Source organism: Brassicibacter mesophilus (assembly GCF_050433385.1).
Lineage (GTDB): Bacteria > Bacillota > Clostridia > Tissierellales > Proteiniboraceae > Brassicibacter > Brassicibacter mesophilus.
The window spans coordinates 163,066-185,386 of record NZ_JBNPXI010000001.1; the positions used below are offsets into that span (position 1 = coordinate 163,066).

The window sequence follows — 22,321 nt, forward strand, 5'->3', positions numbered from 1 at the left end:
AAATACCATAAGATTCTCTATAATTTGTCTATTCGATATAAAAACGATTTTTCCTTCTATTTTCTCAATTTGAATTAAAAATTTTTTACATTTTTGTATTTGTTTTCTCTTAATATTTTTATAAAAAATACATAGTATAATTTAAATATTTGACTCTAATAATTTTTTGAAATATAAAATAATTTTTTATTGCAAATTCAATTATCTGGTAATAAAATATTGATAAGGAGGTTATAGCATTGGTAAAAATATTTAGCTGGATTTTAGTTGTGTGCATTGCTTTATATTTTGCAGGCGTGTTTTTGCTAGCACTTTTAAAAATAGATATGATACCTGCTTTTATAGTCACTATTATAACTGTTGCAGGAGTTAGTGCAATAGGCTTAATATGTACATTGATATATGAAAGAATAAAAGATAAGGAGGAAGAAAAGGATGATCTTAGTAAATACTAGCAACATAGCTGATAAAGAAATTGTTCAATCCCTTGGTCTTGTAAAGGGAAGTACAATAAGAGCAAAGCACATAGGTAAGGACATTGTATCTGGTTTTCGACAACTAGTAGGCGGCGAACTAAAAGAGTATAGTGAAATGATCGAAGAAGCTAGAAAAATAGCAACAGCAAAAATGGTTGAAGAAGCTGAGTTATTAGGTGCTGACGCAGTAATTAATATAAGATTCTCGACTTCTGCTGTAATGCAAGGAGCCGCAGAAATCCTAGTATACGGTACAGCTGTTAAAACAAAATAAAAAGTAAAAACCTATTGGGAATCCAATAGGTTTTTTTATAGTTATTCCACATTTTAGATACAGAGAGCATAGTAATTATTAGCACAACCATGTGGCAACTAGAATTCTACTATGTTTTTACCTAATAAGTAAATACTGTTTCATAACAGCTTGCAATAAAGTAAAAGATCAGATTTGTCTCCTGGGAGAACAGTTAATTCTATTAATACACCAGCAATAAACTTAACTTTAAAATTACACTTTGAAATAAGCAAGAATTGTTAAGAGATATTCAGATTGCTTTGATATAATATCTTTGTAGCCGCTACAAGTAAGATTGGAGGGAGGATATTGAATAATTTTCAAAAAATAAAAGAAGCTATTGAATACATTGACAACCACTTAGAAGAACCTATTAGCTTTGAACTGTTAGCCGATAAGTTTCATTTTTCTCCATACTATTTTCATCGCATTTTTTCCGTAATCGTCGGCAAAACCATAGCTGTTTACGTCAGAGACAGAAGATTAGAACGCGCTTGCATGCAACTGTCAACAACAGATAGACCTATACTTGATATTTGTTTGGATTGTGGTTATGATTCAGCGCAGTCGTTTTCACGTGCATTCAAAAATACTTATGGGTTACCCCCCAGTAAATATCGTAAACAAGGCTTTTCTCCGACGGTCACAACAGTCGATGAAATGATCATAAAATTTACAAACAGATTAAAAGGAGGTATATTATTGAATCCAAATATCATAAAAAAAAACAAACTTATAATAGCTGGTATATCTGGAGATGGTAATAAAACAGGTGAGATATGGCAAGAATTTGAAAAACTTTGCATGGACATTGAAATACCTAATAAATTGTCTAGTAATGGTTATGAAATTAGAATTTACAGCGAAACAGATTGCATAGTTCATGTGGGCTTCGCTGTTTTAGATGAAAACATAAATACTAAGCTTACTACTTTAACATTACCCGCTTCACAATACGCATCATTTGATGTATACGTATCCAAGGGTTATGAGAGTGAAAATAACGCTATGGAAGAATGGTTGAGCACAAACGGAGCAGGCTATTCACAAAGATATCTTGATGGTAACCCATATGTGGTTGAATATTACGATGAACGCTTTTACGGTAGTGAAACTGGCTCTATAGTAGAGATATGGATTCCTGTCGAAAAAAAATAATATTCTATATGGCTCAAGTATAGCAGAAAGTAAGCATATCCTAGATTTTGTGTAATCCTTCAAGTGGTATAAAATATGAGCATAAACTTAGAAATTAAAATTATTACAAAAAGAAAATTATTATAAGCACCTTGTTTGGCATAAAAGTCAGAATTTTCGGATTATGTGAATAAGCTAATCATCAAGTCATATGTATAAGTAAAAAAACAGAATTCAAAAACACAGTAAATACAAGCCTATCATACAAAGTCACAAAATAGCTTAGATGATAACTCTAGACAAACTAAAACCATCTATTGATAAAATTATCTTTGTCAATAGATGGTTTTTAATTTGGTGCGGGTGATGGGACTTGAACCCATACATCATTTGACACACGCCCCTCAAACGTGCCTGTCTGCCGATTCCAGCACACCCGCATTTAAGACTAACGAAGTAATTATAGCAATAAATACGAGTGATGTCAATATATTTTTTCTCATCATTCTTTTTCTTTAGTATCTTGATATGATTCTGGTATATACCATTTGTCAATATTATTATAAATATTTAGAGTTGATGGAGTTATTTCACCCTTAATTTTCTTATTAGCTAATATAGAATTGTTTACAAAAAACAAGCTAACATATGGTAGTTCTTCGATAATATTCTTTTGGATTTTTTCATATACCTGTTTTTTCTGTTCTCTTGAAACAGTATTTGAGGTTTCATTTAACAATACATCCATTTCAGGATTCTGGTAAGCAATAAAGTTTGTTCCGCCTGCAACTTGCGAAGAGTGAAGAGCAAACGATAAATCTGGACTATATGATAAATCCCATCCTAATAGAACAACATCAAAGCTACCTGATGTTAGTTTGTTTTGCACTTCTTGCCACTGCTTATCACTCATTTCTTCGGTAACATTTTCAGTTTCACTTTCATTGTAATCTTTTATAACCTCAATACCAATGTTTCTAAGGTTCTGAGCTATTATATTTGCTGTCTTTCGCCTTAAGTCATTATATGAATTAGTTGTTAGCTTTATACTAAGCTTGTTGCCCTCAGCATCCTCGTATATACCATCTCCATTATTATCTGCCCACCCAGCAGCTTCTAGAGTTTCTTTTGCCTTATTAACATTGTATCCGTATGAATTAGCATCATCTGATACTAACCATGAGTCCGGATGGACCGGTACATCAATTTGTGTAGCATGTCCTAAATAGACTTTCTGAATAATTGATTGTCTATCTATGCCGTAAGCAATAGCTTTTCTTAGGGCTCTGCCCCTTTCACTCATAAAGAGCTCTTTTCTAAAATTGAATCCTAAAAACTCATATTGCTGAGAAGCATACTCATAAATTCTTACATTTTTATTTTGTGCATATTTTTCCCAATCCACTCCCTGACTAGTTGTTACATCGACTTGTCCAGACTCGAATGATATTAAAGATAGATCATCGTCATTGAGGACTCTACCTGCGATTTTATCTATATACGGTTTACCATTCCAGTAGTCTTCGTTAGACTGTAAAACTACAGATTTTAATTTGTTATATTCAGTTTTCTTATAAGGACCCGTTCCTACTAAATTATTCCCATTTGAAGACAGTGCATTTTCATATGGTTTATTACCTAAGAATTTATGTTTGGGTAATATTGGAAATATCAGACTCTCAATAATATCACTAGAACCATAATTAGATGTTATTTTTAAATTATATCTGTCAGTTATTTTTACATCTGCTGTCTGTAGAAGTCTTGCTGATATTTTATAGGCTCCTGATAATTCCCCAGCATATTGCGAATTATATGCAAATTTCATTACATCTATAGTAAATTTTACATCATCCGATGTAAAATTTTCTCCATCATGCCATATTACATTTTCTCTAAGTTTAATATTTACTGTCTTTCCATCACCTTCAATATTATATTCTTCAGCTAACACATTTTTTATGTTCATCTGTTCATCTATGTCGAATAGTCCTTCAAATATAAATTTATTGAAATAGTAAAGACTTCTATCTGAAGATAAAAGTGGATTAAGAGACTTTACGTGTAAAATAGGAACTGTAATCTCTCCCCCATAATTTGGCTGAGTCTCCACAAATTCTTCGTCTTCACCGTTATCTTGTAGCTCATTTGGATTTCTAAGTTTTTCTTCAATATTGCATCCCGATACCGATAGTAGTATTATTAAGCTCAGTAATATGCAGACTATTCTCTTAGACATCAAAACAATTCCTCCTTAGTACTTAGAGCATCTTGACTAATCTAGGATTTTCAATAAGCCCAGGTATCCTTCCTCGTTTTGCTATTGGTTTGCCTTCTACCTGTTTAATATCCATAGTCATATCTATTGCAGGTGCACCTGATATATAGCTACCAACTCCAAAAGCATCTACGCCTGCCTCAGATAGTATTCTTATTTTTTCAGGCTTCAAACCACCAGAAACAAAAATCTTAACCCAGTTATAGCCATTCAAGTCAAGTTTAGCTCTTATTTCTTTAACTAAATCAGGTGTTACTCCTCCTCTTTCACTAGGAGTATCCAATCTAATTCCATATAAGCTCTTACCCATCTCTTTAGCTAACCTTAGGGTTTCTTCAACCTCATCCTTAAATGTATCTACCAAAACAATTCTTTTATAGTTTTCAGGCATTATTTTATCATAAACCTGCGCTACCTCTAACGTGTCTCCTGCTACTAAAAATGCAGCATGCGGTAGAGTACCTGTAGGGTTTTCTCCAATTTGCTTTGCAGTTAATATATTACTCACTGAGCCTGCGCCCCCAATTCGAGCTGCCCTTTCCATTACCGGAGCTACTGAAGGATGAACATGCCTCGTACCAAAGCATACAAATGATTTATCGCCACAAGCTTCTTTTATCTCTTTTGACGCAGTAGCCCATCCGCTTGGACTCGCTAAGCACCCTAGAATAACTGACTCAAATATACCAAAGTTCTTATATGCACCCTTTATCCTCACTAAAGTTTCTTTTGGTTCAAATTCAGTACCTTCCTCAAGCGCCCACATCTCTACATTTTTATCTTTAAGTATATTTTTCACTTCTTCTATACCAACAAAAACTCCGGATTTTCTTGCAAAAATCTCAACTACAACTTCTTTATCTGCAATTTTCATGTGGTCTAAGATGTCTAACGTAGTCAAAAAGTAGATGTCTGTTGTAAGACCTGCCAAGATATCTTCATGCTGTGCTGAATGTAAAAGTCTTTCTTCTTTCTTTATGTCGTAATTTTGCACATCTCTAATACTTTTTATGTAATCCATTCCCCTCATCCTTTCTTGTTTTTGTCAAATAGTGTGGACTGTATAGTGTTAATTATAGCAGTTTTATCTAAGTTTATTAAGTAATTATTTTAAATCCTCAATTTCATATAGTCTACTATATATAGCATAGCTCTTGAGTACTTTTTTTACATATAACTCAGTTTCTTTAAATGGAATATTATCAAGCTTTTCTCCATCTACACTATATCTTTTGTCCTTAAGCCATTTAGATACATTTCCACTCCCACCGTTATATGCAGCAATAACCAACTCAGTATCGTCATTGAACTGTTTGAAAAGCTTACTTAGATACCAACATCCAATTTCTATATTTATTTTGGGATCAAAAAGTAACTCGTCGCTATAGTTGTCTATACCAATTTCTTGACACGCCCATTTGCCAGTTATGGGAGCAACTTGCATTAATCCTCTTGCTCCTTTATGAGATATAGCATCTTTATAGTATTTGCTTTCAACTCTAATTATGGCAGATACTAAGAAAGGGTCTACATCGTATTTCTCTGAAAAGTCAATAATATATTCTCCATAATTTACTGGATATAAAATCCTGCCAATCCACTTAAAATTAGATGCTGCAACAAATATTGCTAAAATGATAATAACTAGTATTAAAAATCTTCTATACCTGAAAGTCATAATCGGCAATTGTATCCCTCCATAAATAATTAAAAGGCACTAATTAATAAATCTATACTTTTTGATAGATGTTCAATATCCTTTGAATTGTTAATTACAATATCAGCAAATTTTTTTTTCTTATCAATAGACATTTGAGATTTAATTCTTTTCAAAGCATTATGGTAATCAATACCTTCTCTTTTCATAAGTCTTTCTATTTGAATATCATAACTCGTATAAACTAACCATATTTCATCAATTTCAATTCCATAAGAAGAAATATTATCCTTTTCTTCAATCAAAAGTGGAACATCTAGGAAAATTACGTTACTAATTATTGAAAGCTCTTTTATCCTTTTCTTTATTTCTTCCATTACCCTAGGATGAACAATTTTGTTTAACAAAATCCTATGCTCCATACTATCAAATATAATTGTACCTAATTTTTGTCTATCAATGTTTCCATCATCATTTAAAATGTGCTCTCCAAAGTTAGTTACAATATCTCTGTAAGCAGGTTTCCCAACTTCAACAACTTGTCTTGCTAAAACATCAGCATCAATTACTGGTAATCCTTTTTCCTGCAACAACTTTGAAGCAGTACTTTTCCCAGTTGCTATTCCTCCAGTTAATCCAATTATCTTAGGCTTATTTTGTATCATACCAACTATCACCTGTCTCCATGTCAACCTTTAGAGGTACACTAAGCTTTATTGCATTTTCCATTAAATTGCTTAATAGTTCTTTAATTTTTTCCACTTCTTCTTTAAGTGCTTCAATTATAAGCTCATCATGTACCTGCAATATAAGCTTAGATTTAAGACCACGTTTTTTTAATTCATTATACACACTTACCATTGCAAGTTTTATAATATCTGCAGCACTTCCTTGTATTGGAGTGTTCATTGCCATTCTCTCACCAAATGACCTTATGTTAAAATTTTTAGATGAGAGTTCAGGTAAATACCTTCTCCTATTTAAGATTGTGTACACAAAACCTTTTTTCTTTCCATCCTTAATAATAGAATCCATATATTCTTGCACTTTAACATATTTCGATAAATAATTGTCAATATATGTCTTTGCTTCTTTTCTAGTTATGTTTAAATCTCTAGATAGTCCATAATCACTAATTCCATATACTATGCCAAAATTAACAGCCTTAGCCCTACTTCTCATTAGCGGCGTTACTTCTTCGATAGAAACTCCAAATACTTCAGAGGCTGTCTTTCGATGAATATCTTCTCCAGTAAAGAAAGCTTCTTTGAGTTTAGGATCATCAGATATATGAGCAAGTACTCTTAGTTCAATTTGGGAATAGTCAGCATCAACTAAAATATACTCTTCACTCCTAGGCACAAAGACCTTTCTAATTTGTCTCCCTTCTTCGGTTTTGATTGGTATATTTTGAAGATTTGGTTCTGTGCTACTTATTCTACCTGTTGTAGTTATAGTCTGATTAAAACTAGAGTGTACTTTATTAGTATTCTTATCTATTAAAGCAATCAAACCATCAACATAAGTTGATTTAAGCTTAGTAATCTGTCTGTATTCTAAAATTTTCTCAATAATAGGGTGTTTATCATATAGCTTTTCAAGCACCTCAGCATTAGTTGAGTATCCAGTTTTTGTTTTTTTAATAACTGGAAGCCCCAGCTTATCAAATAGTATCTCACCCAGTTGTTTAGGTGAATTTATATTAAATTCTTGATCAGCTTCATGATAAATAGCCTTAGTTAAGATTTCAATTTTTGTGTCAAAATCTTCACCTAACTCTTTTAGCTTATCAGTATCAACTGAAAATCCTGTATACTCCATGTCTGCTAAAACACCTACAAGTGGCATTTCCACATTATAGAATAAATCCTTCATCTCTTGTTTTTCAATTAATTCTTCAATATAAGGCCTAATTTTATAAATTACGTCAACTTGATTACATACAAACGCCGCTCTTTGCTCAAATAAAATATCGCTGAATTTCTTTTTGTTTTTGCCAGTACCTAGCAACTCATCTTCACTCATTATATCTAAACTGAGATATTCAGAAGATAAGTTCTTAAGATTATAATCATTTTGAGATGGATTTATTAAATACTGTCCAATAATGCTGTCAAATACTATTCCATTTACATTTACACCCTTGTTCATTAAAGCTAAAATATCATTTTTAACATCATGACCAATTTTCTTTATGCTTTCATCTTCAAATATTTTTTTAAAAACATCTAAAAATTGTGGTTCCGTAATATTGTTCTCAACAAAATCTATATAAAATACTTCATCTTCATCTGATTTTATACCTATTCCAATTAAATCATCTATTAAAGGATGTTCTCCGTCAATAGCAATTTTAATATATAAAACTCTATTTGATAAAATATCATTAGCAAGCTTCTTTAGTTCATTTATACTTCTTATTACAGTATAGTTAATATCTCTTTTTGTTCCTACACTCTCCACATTTTTTTCTGTTATATTTTTTTGTATTTTGGTTATCAGACTACGGAACTCCAGCTTCTGATAGAGATCATAAAGTTCATCAAAATCAGGCTCCTTACGTAGCAACTCTTCTAAAGAAATACTAATAGGTACCTCGGTTATGATCTGAGATAATTTTCTACTCATAAAAGCCTGTGTTCTATATTCAATAAGCTTTTCTTTTAACTTAGCACCAGATATATTATCAATGTTTTGATAGATTCCTTCGATAGATCCATACTCTTTTAACAGCTTAATACCCGTCTTTTCACCTATACCTGGTACACCTGGTATATTGTCTGATTTATCTCCCATCAACCCTTTTAAATCAATAAATTGTTCAGGAGTAAGTTCATATCGATCTAAAACTGCATCTTTATCATATATTTCTAGGTTAGAAATACCCTTTCTAGTAAGCAATATCTTTGTTTTGTCACTAGCTAGTTGCAGGTAATCTTTGTCACCAGATACTGCGATTACTTCTAAGCCATTCTGCTCTCCAAACTTTGCAATAGTCCCTGCTAAATCATCAGCTTCGAATCCATCCATTTCTGCTCTATTTATATTAAGCTTATCAAGAGCTTCTTTTAGTATTGGAAATTGCATACCTAGCTCATTAGGCATTTTTACTCTTCCTGCTTTATATTCTTCAAATTCAAGATGTCTAAAGGTTGGCCCTTTTTTATCAAAAACCACGCTGATATAATCAGGCTGATATTCGTCAAGAACCTTATACAGCATGGTCAAGAACCCATAAACACCATTTGTATATATTCCTTCTTTGTTCATCAATGGAGGTAATGCGTGAAATGCTCTATGTAATAAGCTATTGCCATCAATTACCATTAATTTTTTATTTGGCAATCATACCAACTCCTTAATTCAGTTTATAAAACTATTATACTCTTAATAACTAAAGTAAATCCTCAACTTTAAGTATATATGAAAAGATATTTTGAGTAAATAAAAAAAGTCTATTATATTGATTTTTAAAGCTGGAAACCCTAAATTTAAAAGGGGCTCTAAAAATATAGAGCCCCTATTCATCAGCACTTTCATTTAATGTTGTATTAATCGTGGATAACATTACAGAATCATCAATTTTGTGTAAAACACCAGAATAATTATTTACCTCGTCTTTAACTTTATTTATCTCATCTTCTATTAATTGTATATCTTCAGCGTCTTCAACTTTATCAAGTACCTCTTCTAATATAAACTCCCTATCATAAAGATTAGCTAAATTACTCTCAACATTAATATATTTCTCAGTCACATCACTAATCGAACAACGCACATTTCTTAAAATTCCTATATCCTTAATAAAACTAACAGTCTGCTCAAACTTGTCTTGAGGAACTCTAATTTTCATAATTTTGCGTTTAGTTAAAACTTCGCCACTATCATCCTCTTGATTGTTTTCTATTTCCACGCTTTCTATGAAGCCATTATTTGCATTAATAAAGTCAATAATTTCCTTTGAAGCATCATCAAATTCTTCGGTATCAATATCTATATGTGCTTCCTTTACCGTTTTTCTGTTTGTAATATTACCTCGTGTTGCCTGAATTCCATAAATATTAGCATTTCCACCTTTGAATTCAACTGCTTTGTTATTGTTATCAACTATACTAGCTTGAGTCCCCGCACTAAATTTCTCTGGTTCTTGATCCATCAATGTTGTACTCTTATTATCTTCATTTGCAGGTTTTTTTTGGGCCATACTCATAGTTTTATCTTCAGCATCGCTTGTTTTGTACATTTCATCTCCTTGCTCAAGCTCTAAGCTAGAGTCGCTTTTGTTTAGATTAAAAATATTATTATTATAAATAAGTTCATAAGATGTAAATAGCACTAACAAACTTGCAGCAATAGAAGCCATAAGCTTCCAATTCTTCGTCTTTCTTTGCTCTATTGAAGCTTTTAATAGCTTTCCTTTAAGTGTCTCTCTATATCCTTCAGGCAACTCTACTTGTTCGTCTGCTCTAACAATTTTAAGCACACTTATCATGCTTTCATACTTTTTTCTGCATTTTTCACATTTCATAAAATGGAGCTCAAATTCTTTTTTTTCAATATCACTAAGTTCATTATCTATATAAAAAGAAATATCATTATCAAATTTATCACAATTCATACTATCCCTCCTCTCATCTTTTTAGACGACAGACTCTGTATTTTGTTCCGTATCCTTCAATATAATATCTTTTAAATTGTTTCTTGCTCTACTAATTCTTGACTTAACTGTTCCAAGTGAGCAATCCAGTATTCGAGATATTTCTTCATAGCTAAATCCTTCTATATCTCTAAGTATTATAACTGCTTTATGATTATTATCAAGCTTGTTTATTGATTTCTGCACTAACTCTTTTGTTAGTTGTTTTTCTAGCATTTCTTCTGGAGTATTAACAGTATCTGGTATGTCTCTCTGTATCTCTCCATCTTCAGTATTTATAGGACTATCTATTGAATATACATTATTATTCTTCTTTCTTAAGAAGTCTAAACATGTATTTGTCACTATTCTATATAACCATGTAGAAAATGATGATTCAAAATTAAACGTTTTTATTGATTTGAAAACCTTTATAAATGCTTCCTGAGAAATATCCATAGCATCGTCTTGATTTCTAAGCATTTTAAGTGCAATATTATACGCAGTCTTTTCATACTTCGCAATAAGCTCTTCAAAAGCCTCTATATCTCCTTTAGTACATTTTTTTATGAGTCTACGCTCCTTATCTATCATCTATATCTCACCCCTTCCACTATCAACAAAATGTACTGTCATATGTAACATTTTATGCTTGTACATTTTTTCATAAGCTTTATATAAAATATAAAGCTATACTTATAGTTTATTTCTCTTAATATATATTTTTGTACTATACAAATCACTCTCTATATCAAAATAATATAACAAGTCAGACATCTTTACATACTCCTCATTATCAAAGCTAATACGTTCTAATCCATTAAGTTCTACACTATATTTTACATCTGAACTAGTCTCAGAGTTAGTTTGTTCTAACATAATATATGGTACAAACACTTCTTTTGATATAATCCTTCCTTCAAAAATTGTATCATTATAAATGATATCAGGTTTACTAAAAATTTCAATATGATTATCTATAGTAAATGTTTCGACTCTTGCACCTAATAAGTCTATGAGTTCACTAGCATCTACGTATGCTTTTCCATTAAAAATACTATACTCAATTTTTTTATTATTAAATATGATATTAGTACTATCTTTTTTTATATCAACGTTTAACTGTAATGCGCTTATTAATGAATCTAATAAAATTTTGGGATTGTTCTGAATATCTAGCGGCTCACCAATAATAAGCTTGTTATTTAGCAAAACATAGTTTAGTTTATAGTCAACTCTCTCTGTATCTTTATCAATAGCATGTGATCCCCCCAATGCTTTTTCAATATCAGTTAATAATATATAATTTTTAGTATCTATTTGCATAACCGACATTGTCACGCCTAAGAATCTAATATAATTTTGGTCTTGAATCTTTAAAACCTCGGCATTTAAAAATTTTCCAACCTTTTCTGCATTTACAAGAATATCTCCATTATTATTGATTATATCATTAGTTACATATCTTCCGTTAACAAAATATGTCCATTTATCAGAAAAAGTTACCTGTTTTTTATTTATAAGTTTTGTCAATCTTTCAATCTTTTCATTAGAAATATACCCAATTAACTCCATTTCTTCAAGCTTAAGATTAACTTTTTTTATCATATCAAACTCTTTAGAATAATGATCAGGATAAACTATTAATACAGGATTAGATCCATCAACATCATTTTCAATCTTTAGTAGATCATACTTTATATTTACAACAGTACCCTCTGGGATTATACTGTACAACTCCTGTACGTCTCTTTCGAACATTCTTACGCAACCGCCAGAAGCAAAAGTTCCTATTGATTTTGGATTACTATTCCCATGTATTCCATAAAGATACTTGAATCCAATCCAACGACTTCCTAACGGATTGTTGGGACTTCCTCCTGGTATATTCATTTTAGAATAATAAGGATTTACAACTTTATTGATTACTTTAAACTCGCCAGTAGGGGTTTGACTATTAGGCTTGCCTACAGCAACAGGGTATGTCTTAACCAATTGACCATTGTTGTATAAAAATAATTGTCTTAATGGAATATCAATTATAACCTTCACTTGCATTTCAACTTCGTTAGCGCATGAATAAGCATTAGTATTAACGGACATTATTAAAACTAATAAATATACTAGTAGTTTTTTCAATTTGGTCCCTCCTATTTTCAATGTCTATCTATATTTATTTTGGAGGTACTTTTTTTATGCAATAATTTGATAAAATTAGACAAGCTTCATGCAGAAAAGAAAGTGCATAGGAACAATTCACCTATGCACTTTGCTTATCACTAACTAATATTCTATTCTTATATTTATATGGATGGAATATTTCTTTCTCTACTTTTGTGTCTTTATCAAAAACTATAGTAGCATGATGCATAAAGCTATCTCTCATAAGATATCTTAAATCAGTAATTTTTAATATTGTGTCTTTATCTTGCTCCAAAACTTCTACATGAGTAATAGGCGTAAATTCTGAAAAATATCTTCCAAGCTTTGTTTTATATGCTTGATTAATAAGATTGTGACTTTCTTTTATAAGTTCTTTTCTAACTTTAATTTTATTCGTTAAAAAATTATATTGCCCTACTATATTAAGCTTATCAGTATCTATAATAAAATCCCACTTAAAAAAATTCATCATTGCTGGCAAAATAAATATATTACTATTCTCCTTATCTATACAATGTTTACTACAAATAACTCTATTAGCTCTTTTCTTAACTAATACTCTAAACAAAATATACGCTAAAAGTAGTATTGCAGACGCAGTTGTTTTTATCTCTCTTTCAACGTTTGTAAATGCTAAGCCCAAGCATAGAACTGTAATAAATGGATCATATAGCATTAAAATACTAGCTAAATACTTTTTATTTGTAAAAGGTAAAAATGGTCTAACTCCATAGGAGTTTAAAGCATCAAAAATTGTATGAGACATGGTTCCGAGCAAAGTCCAAATAAAAATACTAAAAAAACTATATTCATTGAAAATTAGGCTTAACCCAACAGATATAGCTGTTGAAAGCCCGATAATTCCGAAAACCGAATGTGTAAATCCTCTATGATGCTTTAAATATTGATAATCTCCCCAATACTTCACTATGATGTCTATATCAGGAGACATTGCTCCTATGACTGTTCCTAACGTTATTGGGTTTGCAATATCTATAGATTGTCCGCTTAGTGCAGCAATTCCTAATCCAATTATTCCATGTGTTATTGGGTCCATCCTTCCACCACCATTTCTATATTATCAACATTAAAATTATAGCATATTATTCGTATAATTTTAAATGTGATTAATGAGTATTTCTGTAAATATATAGTGATTTTTTTTTAATATTATTTTTTAAAACAAAACTATTGATTTCTTGATGCATATATGTTAATATACTTTTTGTAGCTAATAATGCCGAAGTGGTGGAACTGGCAGACGCGCCGGACTCAAAATCCGGTGGTAGCGATACCGTGAGGGTTCGAGTCCCTCCTTCGGCACCATTGAAAAGACTAGGTTTGAGTAACCTAGTCTTTTATTATTTCATTATAAAATTATATGTTTTTCTAACAAATCTTCTAACACTCTAAAAAATCCTTATCAAAAATCCTAGCTACTTCCTACTGATTTTCTTTGAATAGGTGTGTAAAATATCCAATTCAATATATCATTTTTTATCTTTATTAACTCCATGTATACAACACATTTTAAGTATTTAATAAAACGACAAATAAAATCATACCTCATTTTTATCACACTTAAAAAAACTAGTAATAGCTACATATCCTAAAATCACTTGAAATACTGCTAAGTAGCTTGAAACTCCTTCTATAAGAAAAGTAATAGGAATTGATATTATCTGTCCAATAAATTGAAAAGGAGAATAATATAACAGTGAATACAGTGAAAAATATAGTGCTGGCACTCCTATTAGAATTAACTTTGGTAAATTCATCTTCCATCTACCTTTCTTTTTCAATTGCTGAAGAAAATATTCTAGGCCCAGTAATACTCCTATTGCTCCATAAAGAAATACTGCTAGGAAGTTATAAGTATATGGATTGAACCGAAATGTTTTACTAAAATTCAATCTTACACTTCTAAATGCGAATTCTCCAATAAAAGCAATGCTAATAATCAAAATAGAGTAAATAAAATACCTTTTCCAAAACTTTTTATTCATGAAGTTTCCTCCCAACCTTTTCTTCAGCACATCACCATATTACTATCTGTATCTATTATTCTATACTTAACAGCTTATTCCTCTTATTACTCATCTTTTCTTATTCCTCTCTTTCCTCATAGGTTATAGTAGCTAGATAGATATTTCCGTGCTGTGAATATTCTACATCAATTATATCTAAAATCTGCTGTTCATTTTCTGCTATCCATTCATTAACCTTATCTTCAAGTCCTGAACCATCATTATACTCCACTATTGTAGCATGCTTCATTTGAAAGCCTCCTTTAGTATATTAATTTTAATATAATATATTTTTTTAAAAAGGTATTTATGAAAGATTATTAGTACAACATTGACAAATAGAAATATTTCACATATTATTTAAGGAGAAACGTAGAAAGCGGTGATATTGTGGATTTCAGACAATTGGAAACCTTTATTGAAGTTGTAAAACTTAAGAGCTTTTCTAAAGCTGCTCAGAAGCTCTTTCTTACTCAACCTACAGTTACAAGTCATATCCAAAATCTTGAAAATGAAATAGGTACGGTTTTACTTAATAGGTCTGGTAAAAAAATTTCTCCTACTGGTGCAGGAAATTTACTTTACAAGTACGCCCTTAACATTGTTAATATGCGTAACATGGCTCAATTTGATCTTGGTGTGTACAAAGGAAAAATACAAGGTCATCTTGAAATAAGCTCAAGCTCCATACCAAGACAATACGTTTTGCCTTATTTACTTAAAGAATTTACTAATAAATATCCTGATGTTACATTTTCTTTGACTGATAATGATTCGAAAAAAGTGGTTGAGAATATAATTGATGGTGATACTGATTTTGGAATTATTGGCGCAAAATTTCATTCATCACAATTAGAATATATCGATTTAATAGAAGATAGGTTATACGCCGTAGTTCCAAACAACGGAAAATATTTATGGGAAGAATACTCTGAACTTGATAAGGACTTTTTACTGAGCGAAAAGCTGATTTTAAGAGAAAAAGGTTCAGGAACAAGATATTTGTTTGAAAAAGAGCTTCGAGAAAACAATGTCGATTTTGAATCTCTTAATGTAGTTTCTTATATTGAAGATACTGATACCATCAAAAGATTCGTTGAGTTAGGTATTGGAATCAGTTTTATTTCGGAACGAGCTATTAAGCGCGAAATACAAATGGGCATATTGAAACCTTATGCTATTAAAGGTTTTAGCTTAAAAAGAAAATTTTACTTTGTTTATCATAAAAAAAGACAATTATCTCCACTAAGTCAAGCATTTAAGGATTTTGTTATTGATTATGTTTCAAACCCTTCATTTATGCAAAGTGAAATATAGTTCTTATATAGTATTTAATTATGAAAAAACTGGGCAAAAAGCCCAGTTTTCATTATGCCTGATAAAATGTCTTATATCCTTTATATGCCATATATATATCAGCCTTACTTGATATTTCGTATGGAGCATGTACGCTCAATAGAGGAATCCCACAGTCTACTACTTCCATTCCATAATTTGCAAGTATGTATGCTATTGTTCCACCACCACCTTGGTCAACTTTTCCAAGCTCACCCATTTGCCATATTACATCGTTGTCGTTAAATATTTTTCTAATTTTGCTTAAATATTCTGAGTTAGCATCATTACTTCCACCTTTTCCTCTAACTCCAGTATATTTAACTATTGTAATTCCTTTTCCAATGAAAGGTGAATTTCTTTTATCTAGTACTTCAGGATAATTTGGATCAAATCCAGCTAATGTATCGGCAGATAGTACACATGAATTTGCTAAAGCTCTTTTAACTATTAATTCACAATATGATTCTTCAGTAATAGCAACTAGTTCAGATACAGTATTTTCGAAGAATTTTGATTCCATACCAGTATTCCCAACACTTCCTATTTCTTCTTTATCTACAAACAATGCTACCGCTGTTCTGTTTGGAGCCTCAACTTCCAGTATAGCTCTAAGTGATGTGAATGCACAAGCTCTATCATCCTGTCCATATGCTCCAACCATACTTCTATCTATCCCAACATCTCTTGATCTACCCGCTGGTACTATCTCAAATTCTGCTGTAGTAAAATCTTCTTCTTTCATCCCATATTTTTCATTTAAAATAGAAAGTACATTTAACTTAACTTTTTCGCTCAAATCATCCTCGTTATAAGGTATGCTTCCAATTAAAATATTTAAGCCTTCACCTGTTATTCCCTCATCCATCTTTTTAGACATTTGATCTTTAGCTAAATGTGGCAGTAAGTCAGTTATAAAAAATACTGGATCATTTTCATCTTCACCGATAACAACATTCACTTTTTCACCATTAGACTTTATAACAATCCCATGTAAAGCAAGTGGTAATGTTACCCACTGATATTTTTTAATACCACCGTAATAATGTGTTTTAAACATAGCTAGTTCAGAATCTTCATAAAGAGGAAACTGTTTTAAATCTATTCTTGGTGCATCAATATGCGATCCTACAATATGCATTCCGTTTTCTAGTTTTTCCTTACCCAATACAAACATCACAACAGCTTTATTCTTATTACTTGCATATATTTTCATTCCTGAATCTAGCTTAATTCCTTTTTCTTTTACTTCATCAATTGATATATATCCATTTTCTTTTGCTATCCTTATTATTTCATCTGCAGATTCCCGCTCAGTTTTTCCTTTATCAAGGAAATCTTTATATTCTTGACATATACTGAAAACCTTTTCTCTTTCAGGTCCTTCTAACCTCTCCCACGCATTTACCCACTTGTGAGTAAGGTTTTCTTGAAGCTTCTTTCCCTCTGATTTTTCAGTCATTTATATCCCTCCATCAAAAAATATTTAGTGACTCTAAGTATTATCATATAATTACATACTTTTTTTGTCAATAATTATGAATATAAAATAATATATTATATCGTTATAGTATTAAAGCTATTAGATTTTCTTTATATTGTTTCGATATGTAAATATGGCTGCTTGAACTCTATCACTAACACCTATTTTTTTAAAAATATTAGAAACATGATTTTTCACAGTTTTTTCACTTATAAATAATCTTTCAGCTATTTCTCTATTGTTTAATCCCTCAGCTATTAAAACTAATACCTCGTACTCTCTTCTAGTCAAAGAATCTATCTGCTTACTCTCTATTGACTTAGATCCACTTGGGCTAATTTCATTAACTAACAATTCAGATATACTAGGCTGTATGTATGATTTACCTTTAAAGACATCAAATATTGCCTTTATTAAGGTATCTGAATCAGCATCTTTTAAAACATAGCCATTTGCTCCTATTTTTATAGTTTCATATAAATACTCTCTATCATCATGTATTGTAAGCATTATAATTTTTGAATCTAATCCTATATCTTTTAGTCTTCTAAGAGCTTCTATTCCGTTCATTTTAGGCATATTTATGTCCATTAAAATTACATCTGGTTTGTACTCTTGAGCTTTCTGAATTACCTCTTCTCCATTTCCTGCCTGAGCTATAACTGCAATTCCTTCTTCCAATTCTAGTATTTGTTTTAGCCCTTCTCGCATTAATGAATGGTCATCTGCAATCATCACTAATATCTTATTACTTTTCATATATATCATCCTTTCTAATTAGAGGTATTGTTAGCATAATTTTTGTTCCATCTCCATGACCAGAAATAACTTCAAGCTTACCATTTAAAAGCTCGGCTCTTTCTCTCATGCCGATTAATCCAAAGCCACTTTCACTCAGATTATCACTTTTATGCAATTTATCCAATTCAAATCCTATTCCATTGTCTTTAACAATAACACTTAGTTTATTCGTAGAATTTTCTATTTTTATCATAACTCTACTAGCCCTTGAGTGTTTTCTTATATTACTCAATGACTCTTGTATAATTCTAAAACATGCTATCTGTACAACTGAGTCTGCTTCCATCTGTTCTCCAATTACCATCATTTCCACTTCTATACTTGTTTCATCAGTAAAGTTTTGCGTATATCTTTGAATAGTGGGTATCAGCCCTAAGTCATCCAACGACATTGGTCTTAAATCATATATTATTTTTCTAATATCTTTTAGGCTTCCTCTTATTATTTCTTTCAGTTTTTTAAGCTCATCTTTAGCCTTACTTATGTCTAAACTTAATAGTTTTTCACATAGTTCAGCTTTAAGAACGACATTAGCCATAGACTGTGCTGGTCCATCATGTATCTCTCGTGCTACTCTTTGACGTTCTTCTTCCTGGGCTTCAATGATTCTTATTCCAAGATATTGTCTCTTACTCATATCTTCAATCGTCTCAAAAATATCATTCAAGTTACCTTTTAGATATTCCATTGCTACCCCTACTTGTGATACAAGTTTTTCAGCTTTTTTTACTATTTCAAAAGTTTTCTTTAAACTTACCTCAAGTTCATTTCTTTTTTGAATTAAGTCTTTTTCTTCTTGCTTTCTTAATATATGTCTTATTCTAGCATTATTAGCTTCTTCATAAGCAATTCGTATATCTTCTTCGGAGTATTTATTGAAATTTTTGCTCACCATCATAAGCCGTGATCTAGCTCTTTTTTCATCTCTTTCAAGTCTATCAACACTATTTATCATTGTTAATATCCTCTCATGTAGATCATCCAGTTCATTTTTTATTCTTTCACACTCTTTTCTTGCATTTTCCGCTATATCAAATATCTCTTGCCTTCCCTCATCTATTGCTGCAACGGTTTTTTCAATTATTTCATTCATTCTCTTAATATCTAAAATCGGTTTCTGCAATTTAAACACCTCATAAAATTAATTTGCTGCTGAGCAAAATAGCACTTGTATAGTTTCTACCTTTTAATGCAATTTTCCTTCATAATCGATAAAATATTACAAATTAATGTATAGGTATTAAGTCCCATTTGTAAAGATTATTTAGATAAAATAAAAAAGACTAGCTTCTCTGCCAGCCTTATTACTCATTTTTTAATCTGAAGTCAATTAAAAAGTATTCACTATCATGTTGATCTATTTGGATAATGTACTCATACTCTTCAGTACTGTCTTCTAAGTTATAAGATATATCCCATTCGATAGCTGCTATAAGTTCGTACATATCATCCTCAACTTTTATATCTGCAATATCTTTTATTCTGACATTAGTTACTCTAGGATAATCTGTTGGATTAGAATGAGCCTCCTTTAGTACTGATATATCATTTTCCAGTATAATGTCTTTTTCAATAGCTTTCAATTCGTCTATTACTAGTTCAATATTATCACAATTATAAAGACCCTTGTTCATTATTTCTGCCCTTTTCATAATTAAAGCTTGGAGCAACTCTTGGTTTATTTCATTAAATTTGTCTTTCTGAAAAGATGCTTTTACAGTATATCCATTTAGTAAAATAATAAAAATAAAAATAACAACTATTACTAGACTTAGCTTTTTCATAGGTATCCTCCTATACTAATTTAGTCTTCAATATTTAGTATAGAGGAACCTTTATAAAAAATTTAGCAACTATTGAAGTGTATTACTTTTTTTTATTGACATAAAGTTACAGTACTTTTATTATAAAATAAAATACGACAATATAAACTTTAAAATCAGTTATGCTTCCATGCTAATAATCTTTTCTTTTTCTTCATCACTTAATACTTTTTCGAGATCTATTAAAATAATAAGCCTGTTGTCAAGCTTCCCTACACCAGTAATATATTTTCTGTCAACTCCTACAACTACTTCTGGAGTTGGGTCTACATCTGCATCGTCAAGCCTTACTGTTTGCGAAGCTTCATCAACGATAAATCCTATCTGCTTTTCATTTAGATTAATTACTATTATTCTTGTATTGCTATCAATACTTGTATTGTCAATATAAAATCTTTTCTTTAAACAAATTATCGGAATAACTTTGCTTCTATAATTTATTATTCCTTCAACAAATCTAGGTGCATTTGGAACTTTAACACATTCTTGATAAGGAACTATTTCCTTTACATTCATTATATCTATACCATATTCTTCTTTACCGAGCTTAAAAACTACATATTGTTTTTCAGACATATCAATACCTCCCCAAATATTAGTGTTTACCTTATATTTCTACAATTTTTTTAATAATCCTTCTTAAGGGAGTTATTTATATTAATATTTAAATACTTTTTTAATTATTAATCTACTATCTCTATGTTGTTAAGTTGCTTTTTAAAATTCTCTCTAAAATTAGCTAAGTATTCTTTTCTCAAAATCTGTTGTTCTTCCTTTTCCTGTTGGCTTAACCCTATAGTCTTTGACTTTTTAGCTAAAAAGTTAATTCTATCTATCTTTTCTTTTGAAATCAAAAATATCACCCCTTCCATTTCTATATTTTAAATCATAATCATAAGCTTTTCAAATAAAAAATGAGCACATCTACAGTGTGCCCATCAGTACTCGATTTTTTACTACAATTTTGCCATTCTTTATAACATGCTGAACATGATTTATTCCAAAATGGTATATTATATAATTAATATTTGGTGAGTCAAAAATAACGATATCTGCCTTTTTGCCTTTCACTATACTACCTATAGTGTTCTCTCTTTTTAATGAGCAGGCACTATTAATTGTTACAGCAGTTAGCACTTCTTCAGGAGTCATTCTCATGATAAGGGAAGCAAAAGACATAACTAGTTGAATGTTTTCTGTAGGACAACTTCCTGGGTTATAGTCCGTAGATAATGCAACAGGAACACCTAGCTCAATCATTTTTCTAGCATTGGCATATTTATCTGTTCTTAAATTAAATGAGGTGCCTGGCAATAAATCTGCTATTACTCCATTTTCAGCCATCATCTTCATCCCCATTTCGCTTGCAGCTACAAGGTGATCTGCTGAAACAGCTCCAACTTCTGCAGCTAATTCAGCTCCACCTAATGGTTCAATTTCATCTGCATGAAGCTTAGGCAATAATCCAAGCTTCTTTGCTTCATTAAGAATTCTTCTTGACTGCTCTACAGTAAAAACTCCTTCTTCACAGAAAACATCGCAAAACTCTGCAAGTTTTTCATCTGAAACCTTAGGGAGCATTTCATTTATTATCAACTCTACAAATTCTTCAGGTCTGTCTTTATATTCAGTAGGAATCGCATGTGCTCCTAAAAAAGTTGATACAATATCCACTGGGTGATCCTCATCAAGTTGTTTAGCTACTCTAAGCTGTTTTAATTCTGTTTCTGTATCCAGACCATATCCACTTTTAGCTTCTACTGTTGTTATACCCAGCTCCAACATTTTATTTAAGCTATTTTCAGCTTTATCATATAGTTCATCAAAGGATGATTCCTTTGTTGCTCTAACTGTACTGTGGATTCCTCCACCCTCTTTTAGTATATCTAAATATTTCATACCTTTTAACTTCATAGTCAATTCATTTTCTCTTGAGCCTCCATGTACTAGATGTGTATGTGGGTCAACTAATCCAGGAGTCACAGTTTTTCCCTCTCCGTTCATAATTATCGTGCTATCGTCTACAGATATGTCTTGTGGAAGTTCTCCTTTGCCTGCATAAATTATTCTATCATTACATATAGCGACTACTCCATTTTCAATAATATCTATTTTTCTCATTTCTTCTTTTATTCTTGGTCTATTAGGTCCATCCATAGTAACAAGCTGAGATATATTTTTAATAACAATATCTGCTTTCATTAAATCAC

At 31.0% G+C, this 22,321-nt stretch carries 22 protein-coding genes and 2 tRNA genes; 5 read left to right on the forward strand and 19 right to left on the reverse strand.

Features of this window, described 5'->3' with window-relative positions:
* Positions 1 to 239 precede the first annotated feature (239 nt).
* The 3 genes from HNR33_RS00905 to HNR33_RS00915 all read left to right on the forward strand — a co-directional run bounded on the left by HNR33_RS00905 (position 240) and on the right by HNR33_RS00915 (position 1,929).
* Positions 240 to 455, forward strand: a complete 216-nt coding sequence (locus tag HNR33_RS00905) for a hypothetical protein (RefSeq protein ID WP_429079190.1) — start codon at positions 240 to 242, stop codon at positions 453 to 455.
* The gene (locus tag HNR33_RS00910) at positions 436 to 750 is read left to right on the forward strand and encodes a YbjQ family protein (protein WP_429079191.1); all 315 of its coding nucleotides are present in this window, start codon (positions 436 to 438) and stop codon (positions 748 to 750) included. Before HNR33_RS00905 ends, HNR33_RS00910 begins: the two co-directional genes overlap by 20 nt.
* Positions 751 to 1,080: 330 nt before the next feature.
* Positions 1,081 to 1,929: a helix-turn-helix domain-containing protein gene (locus tag HNR33_RS00915; protein WP_429079192.1), complete on the forward strand. Its 849-nt coding sequence runs from the start codon at positions 1,081 to 1,083 to the stop codon at positions 1,927 to 1,929.
* 334 nt (positions 1,930 to 2,263) lie between these two features.
* On the opposite strand, the gene HNR33_RS00920 is transcribed toward HNR33_RS00915, so the two are convergent.
* The 10 genes from HNR33_RS00920 to HNR33_RS00965 all read right to left on the reverse strand — a co-directional run bounded on the left by HNR33_RS00920 (position 2,264) and on the right by HNR33_RS00965 (position 13,699).
* Positions 2,264 to 2,348, reverse strand: a tRNA-Leu gene (locus tag HNR33_RS00920).
* A gap of 62 nt (positions 2,349 to 2,410) precedes the next feature.
* The gene (locus tag HNR33_RS00925) at positions 2,411 to 4,147 is read right to left on the reverse strand and encodes an ABC transporter substrate-binding protein (RefSeq protein ID WP_429079193.1); all 1,737 of its coding nucleotides are present in this window, start codon (positions 4,145 to 4,147) and stop codon (positions 2,411 to 2,413) included.
* A gap of 22 nt (positions 4,148 to 4,169) precedes the next feature.
* Positions 4,170 to 5,207 (reverse strand): nicotinate phosphoribosyltransferase, encoded by a 1,038-nt coding sequence (locus tag HNR33_RS00930; protein ID WP_429079194.1) that lies wholly within the window; start codon positions 5,205 to 5,207, stop codon positions 4,170 to 4,172.
* An 84-nt stretch (positions 5,208 to 5,291) separates the two neighbouring features.
* The gene (locus HNR33_RS00935; RefSeq protein WP_429079548.1) at positions 5,292 to 5,864 is read right to left on the reverse strand and encodes a lytic transglycosylase domain-containing protein; all 573 of its coding nucleotides are present in this window, start codon (positions 5,862 to 5,864) and stop codon (positions 5,292 to 5,294) included.
* A gap of 29 nt (positions 5,865 to 5,893) precedes the next feature.
* Positions 5,894 to 6,508, reverse strand: coding sequence for a dephospho-CoA kinase (coaE, locus tag HNR33_RS00940; RefSeq protein WP_429079195.1), 615 nt, complete (start codon positions 6,506 to 6,508; stop codon positions 5,894 to 5,896).
* Positions 6,495 to 9,188 carry a DNA polymerase I gene (gene polA / locus HNR33_RS00945; protein WP_429079196.1) on the reverse strand — a complete coding sequence of 898 codons (2,694 nt, stop codon included), beginning with the start codon at positions 9,186 to 9,188 and terminating at the stop codon, positions 6,495 to 6,497. The genes coaE and polA overlap by 14 nt, the downstream gene beginning before the upstream one ends.
* Before the next feature lie 175 nt (positions 9,189 to 9,363).
* Positions 9,364 to 10,461, reverse strand: a complete 1,098-nt coding sequence (locus HNR33_RS00950; RefSeq protein WP_429079197.1) for a DUF4349 domain-containing protein — start codon at positions 10,459 to 10,461, stop codon at positions 9,364 to 9,366.
* Positions 10,462 to 10,482: 21 nt separating this feature from the next.
* On the reverse strand, positions 10,483 to 11,073 hold the full coding sequence (locus HNR33_RS00955; RefSeq protein ID WP_429079198.1) for an RNA polymerase sigma factor: 591 nt from the start codon (positions 11,071 to 11,073) through the stop codon (positions 10,483 to 10,485).
* Positions 11,074 to 11,175: 102 nt separating this feature from the next.
* Entirely contained in the window at positions 11,176 to 12,618 is a 1,443-nt protein-coding gene (locus HNR33_RS00960; protein WP_429079199.1) for a L,D-transpeptidase, read from the reverse strand.
* Between the two features lie 121 nt (positions 12,619 to 12,739).
* On the reverse strand, positions 12,740 to 13,699 hold the full coding sequence (locus HNR33_RS00965) for a metal-dependent hydrolase (protein WP_429079200.1): 960 nt from the start codon (positions 13,697 to 13,699) through the stop codon (positions 12,740 to 12,742).
* 182 nt (positions 13,700 to 13,881) lie between these two features.
* Between HNR33_RS00965 and HNR33_RS00970 the strand changes: the two genes are divergently transcribed.
* Positions 13,882 to 13,968: transfer RNA gene (locus tag HNR33_RS00970), tRNA-Leu, on the forward strand.
* Between the two features lie 233 nt (positions 13,969 to 14,201).
* Here the strand turns inward: HNR33_RS00970 and HNR33_RS00975 are convergent.
* Both HNR33_RS00975 and HNR33_RS00980 read right to left on the reverse strand, forming a co-directional pair.
* A complete protein-coding gene (locus HNR33_RS00975; RefSeq protein ID WP_429079201.1) occupies positions 14,202 to 14,648 on the reverse strand; it encodes a hypothetical protein in 447 nt (148 codons plus the stop codon).
* A gap of 100 nt (positions 14,649 to 14,748) precedes the next feature.
* Positions 14,749 to 14,919 (reverse strand): hypothetical protein, encoded by a 171-nt coding sequence (locus tag HNR33_RS00980; RefSeq protein ID WP_429079202.1) that lies wholly within the window; start codon positions 14,917 to 14,919, stop codon positions 14,749 to 14,751.
* 140 nt (positions 14,920 to 15,059) lie between these two features.
* Between HNR33_RS00980 and HNR33_RS00985 the strand changes: the two genes are divergently transcribed.
* Complete coding sequence (locus HNR33_RS00985; RefSeq protein ID WP_429079203.1) at positions 15,060 to 15,986, forward strand: selenium metabolism-associated LysR family transcriptional regulator; 927 nt, start codon at positions 15,060 to 15,062, stop codon at positions 15,984 to 15,986.
* Positions 15,987 to 16,038: 52 nt separating this feature from the next.
* Here the strand turns inward: HNR33_RS00985 and HNR33_RS00990 are convergent, their stop codons facing one another.
* The 7 genes from HNR33_RS00990 to hutI form a co-directional block, all read right to left on the reverse strand.
* Positions 16,039 to 17,466 (reverse strand): aminopeptidase, encoded by a 1,428-nt coding sequence (locus HNR33_RS00990; RefSeq protein WP_429079204.1) that lies wholly within the window; start codon positions 17,464 to 17,466, stop codon positions 16,039 to 16,041.
* Positions 17,467 to 17,586: 120 nt separating this feature from the next.
* Positions 17,587 to 18,246 (reverse strand): response regulator, encoded by a 660-nt coding sequence (locus tag HNR33_RS00995; RefSeq protein WP_429079205.1) that lies wholly within the window; start codon positions 18,244 to 18,246, stop codon positions 17,587 to 17,589.
* A complete protein-coding gene (locus tag HNR33_RS01000) occupies positions 18,236 to 19,411 on the reverse strand; it encodes a sensor histidine kinase (protein WP_429079206.1) in 1,176 nt (391 codons plus the stop codon). The genes HNR33_RS00995 and HNR33_RS01000 overlap by 11 nt, the downstream gene beginning before the upstream one ends.
* Before the next feature lie 181 nt (positions 19,412 to 19,592).
* Complete coding sequence (locus HNR33_RS01005; RefSeq protein WP_429079207.1) at positions 19,593 to 20,072, reverse strand: hypothetical protein; 480 nt, start codon at positions 20,070 to 20,072, stop codon at positions 19,593 to 19,595.
* 159 nt (positions 20,073 to 20,231) lie between these two features.
* Complete coding sequence (locus tag HNR33_RS01010) at positions 20,232 to 20,687, reverse strand: chemotaxis protein CheW (protein ID WP_429079208.1); 456 nt, start codon at positions 20,685 to 20,687, stop codon at positions 20,232 to 20,234.
* 107 nt (positions 20,688 to 20,794) lie between these two features.
* The gene (locus HNR33_RS01015; protein ID WP_429079209.1) at positions 20,795 to 20,965 is read right to left on the reverse strand and encodes a DUF896 domain-containing protein; all 171 of its coding nucleotides are present in this window, start codon (positions 20,963 to 20,965) and stop codon (positions 20,795 to 20,797) included.
* 70 nt (positions 20,966 to 21,035) lie between these two features.
* On the reverse strand, positions 21,036 to 22,313 hold the full coding sequence (gene hutI, locus HNR33_RS01020; protein WP_429079210.1) for an imidazolonepropionase: 1,278 nt from the start codon (positions 22,311 to 22,313) through the stop codon (positions 21,036 to 21,038).
* Positions 22,314 to 22,321: the final 8 nt, after the last annotated feature.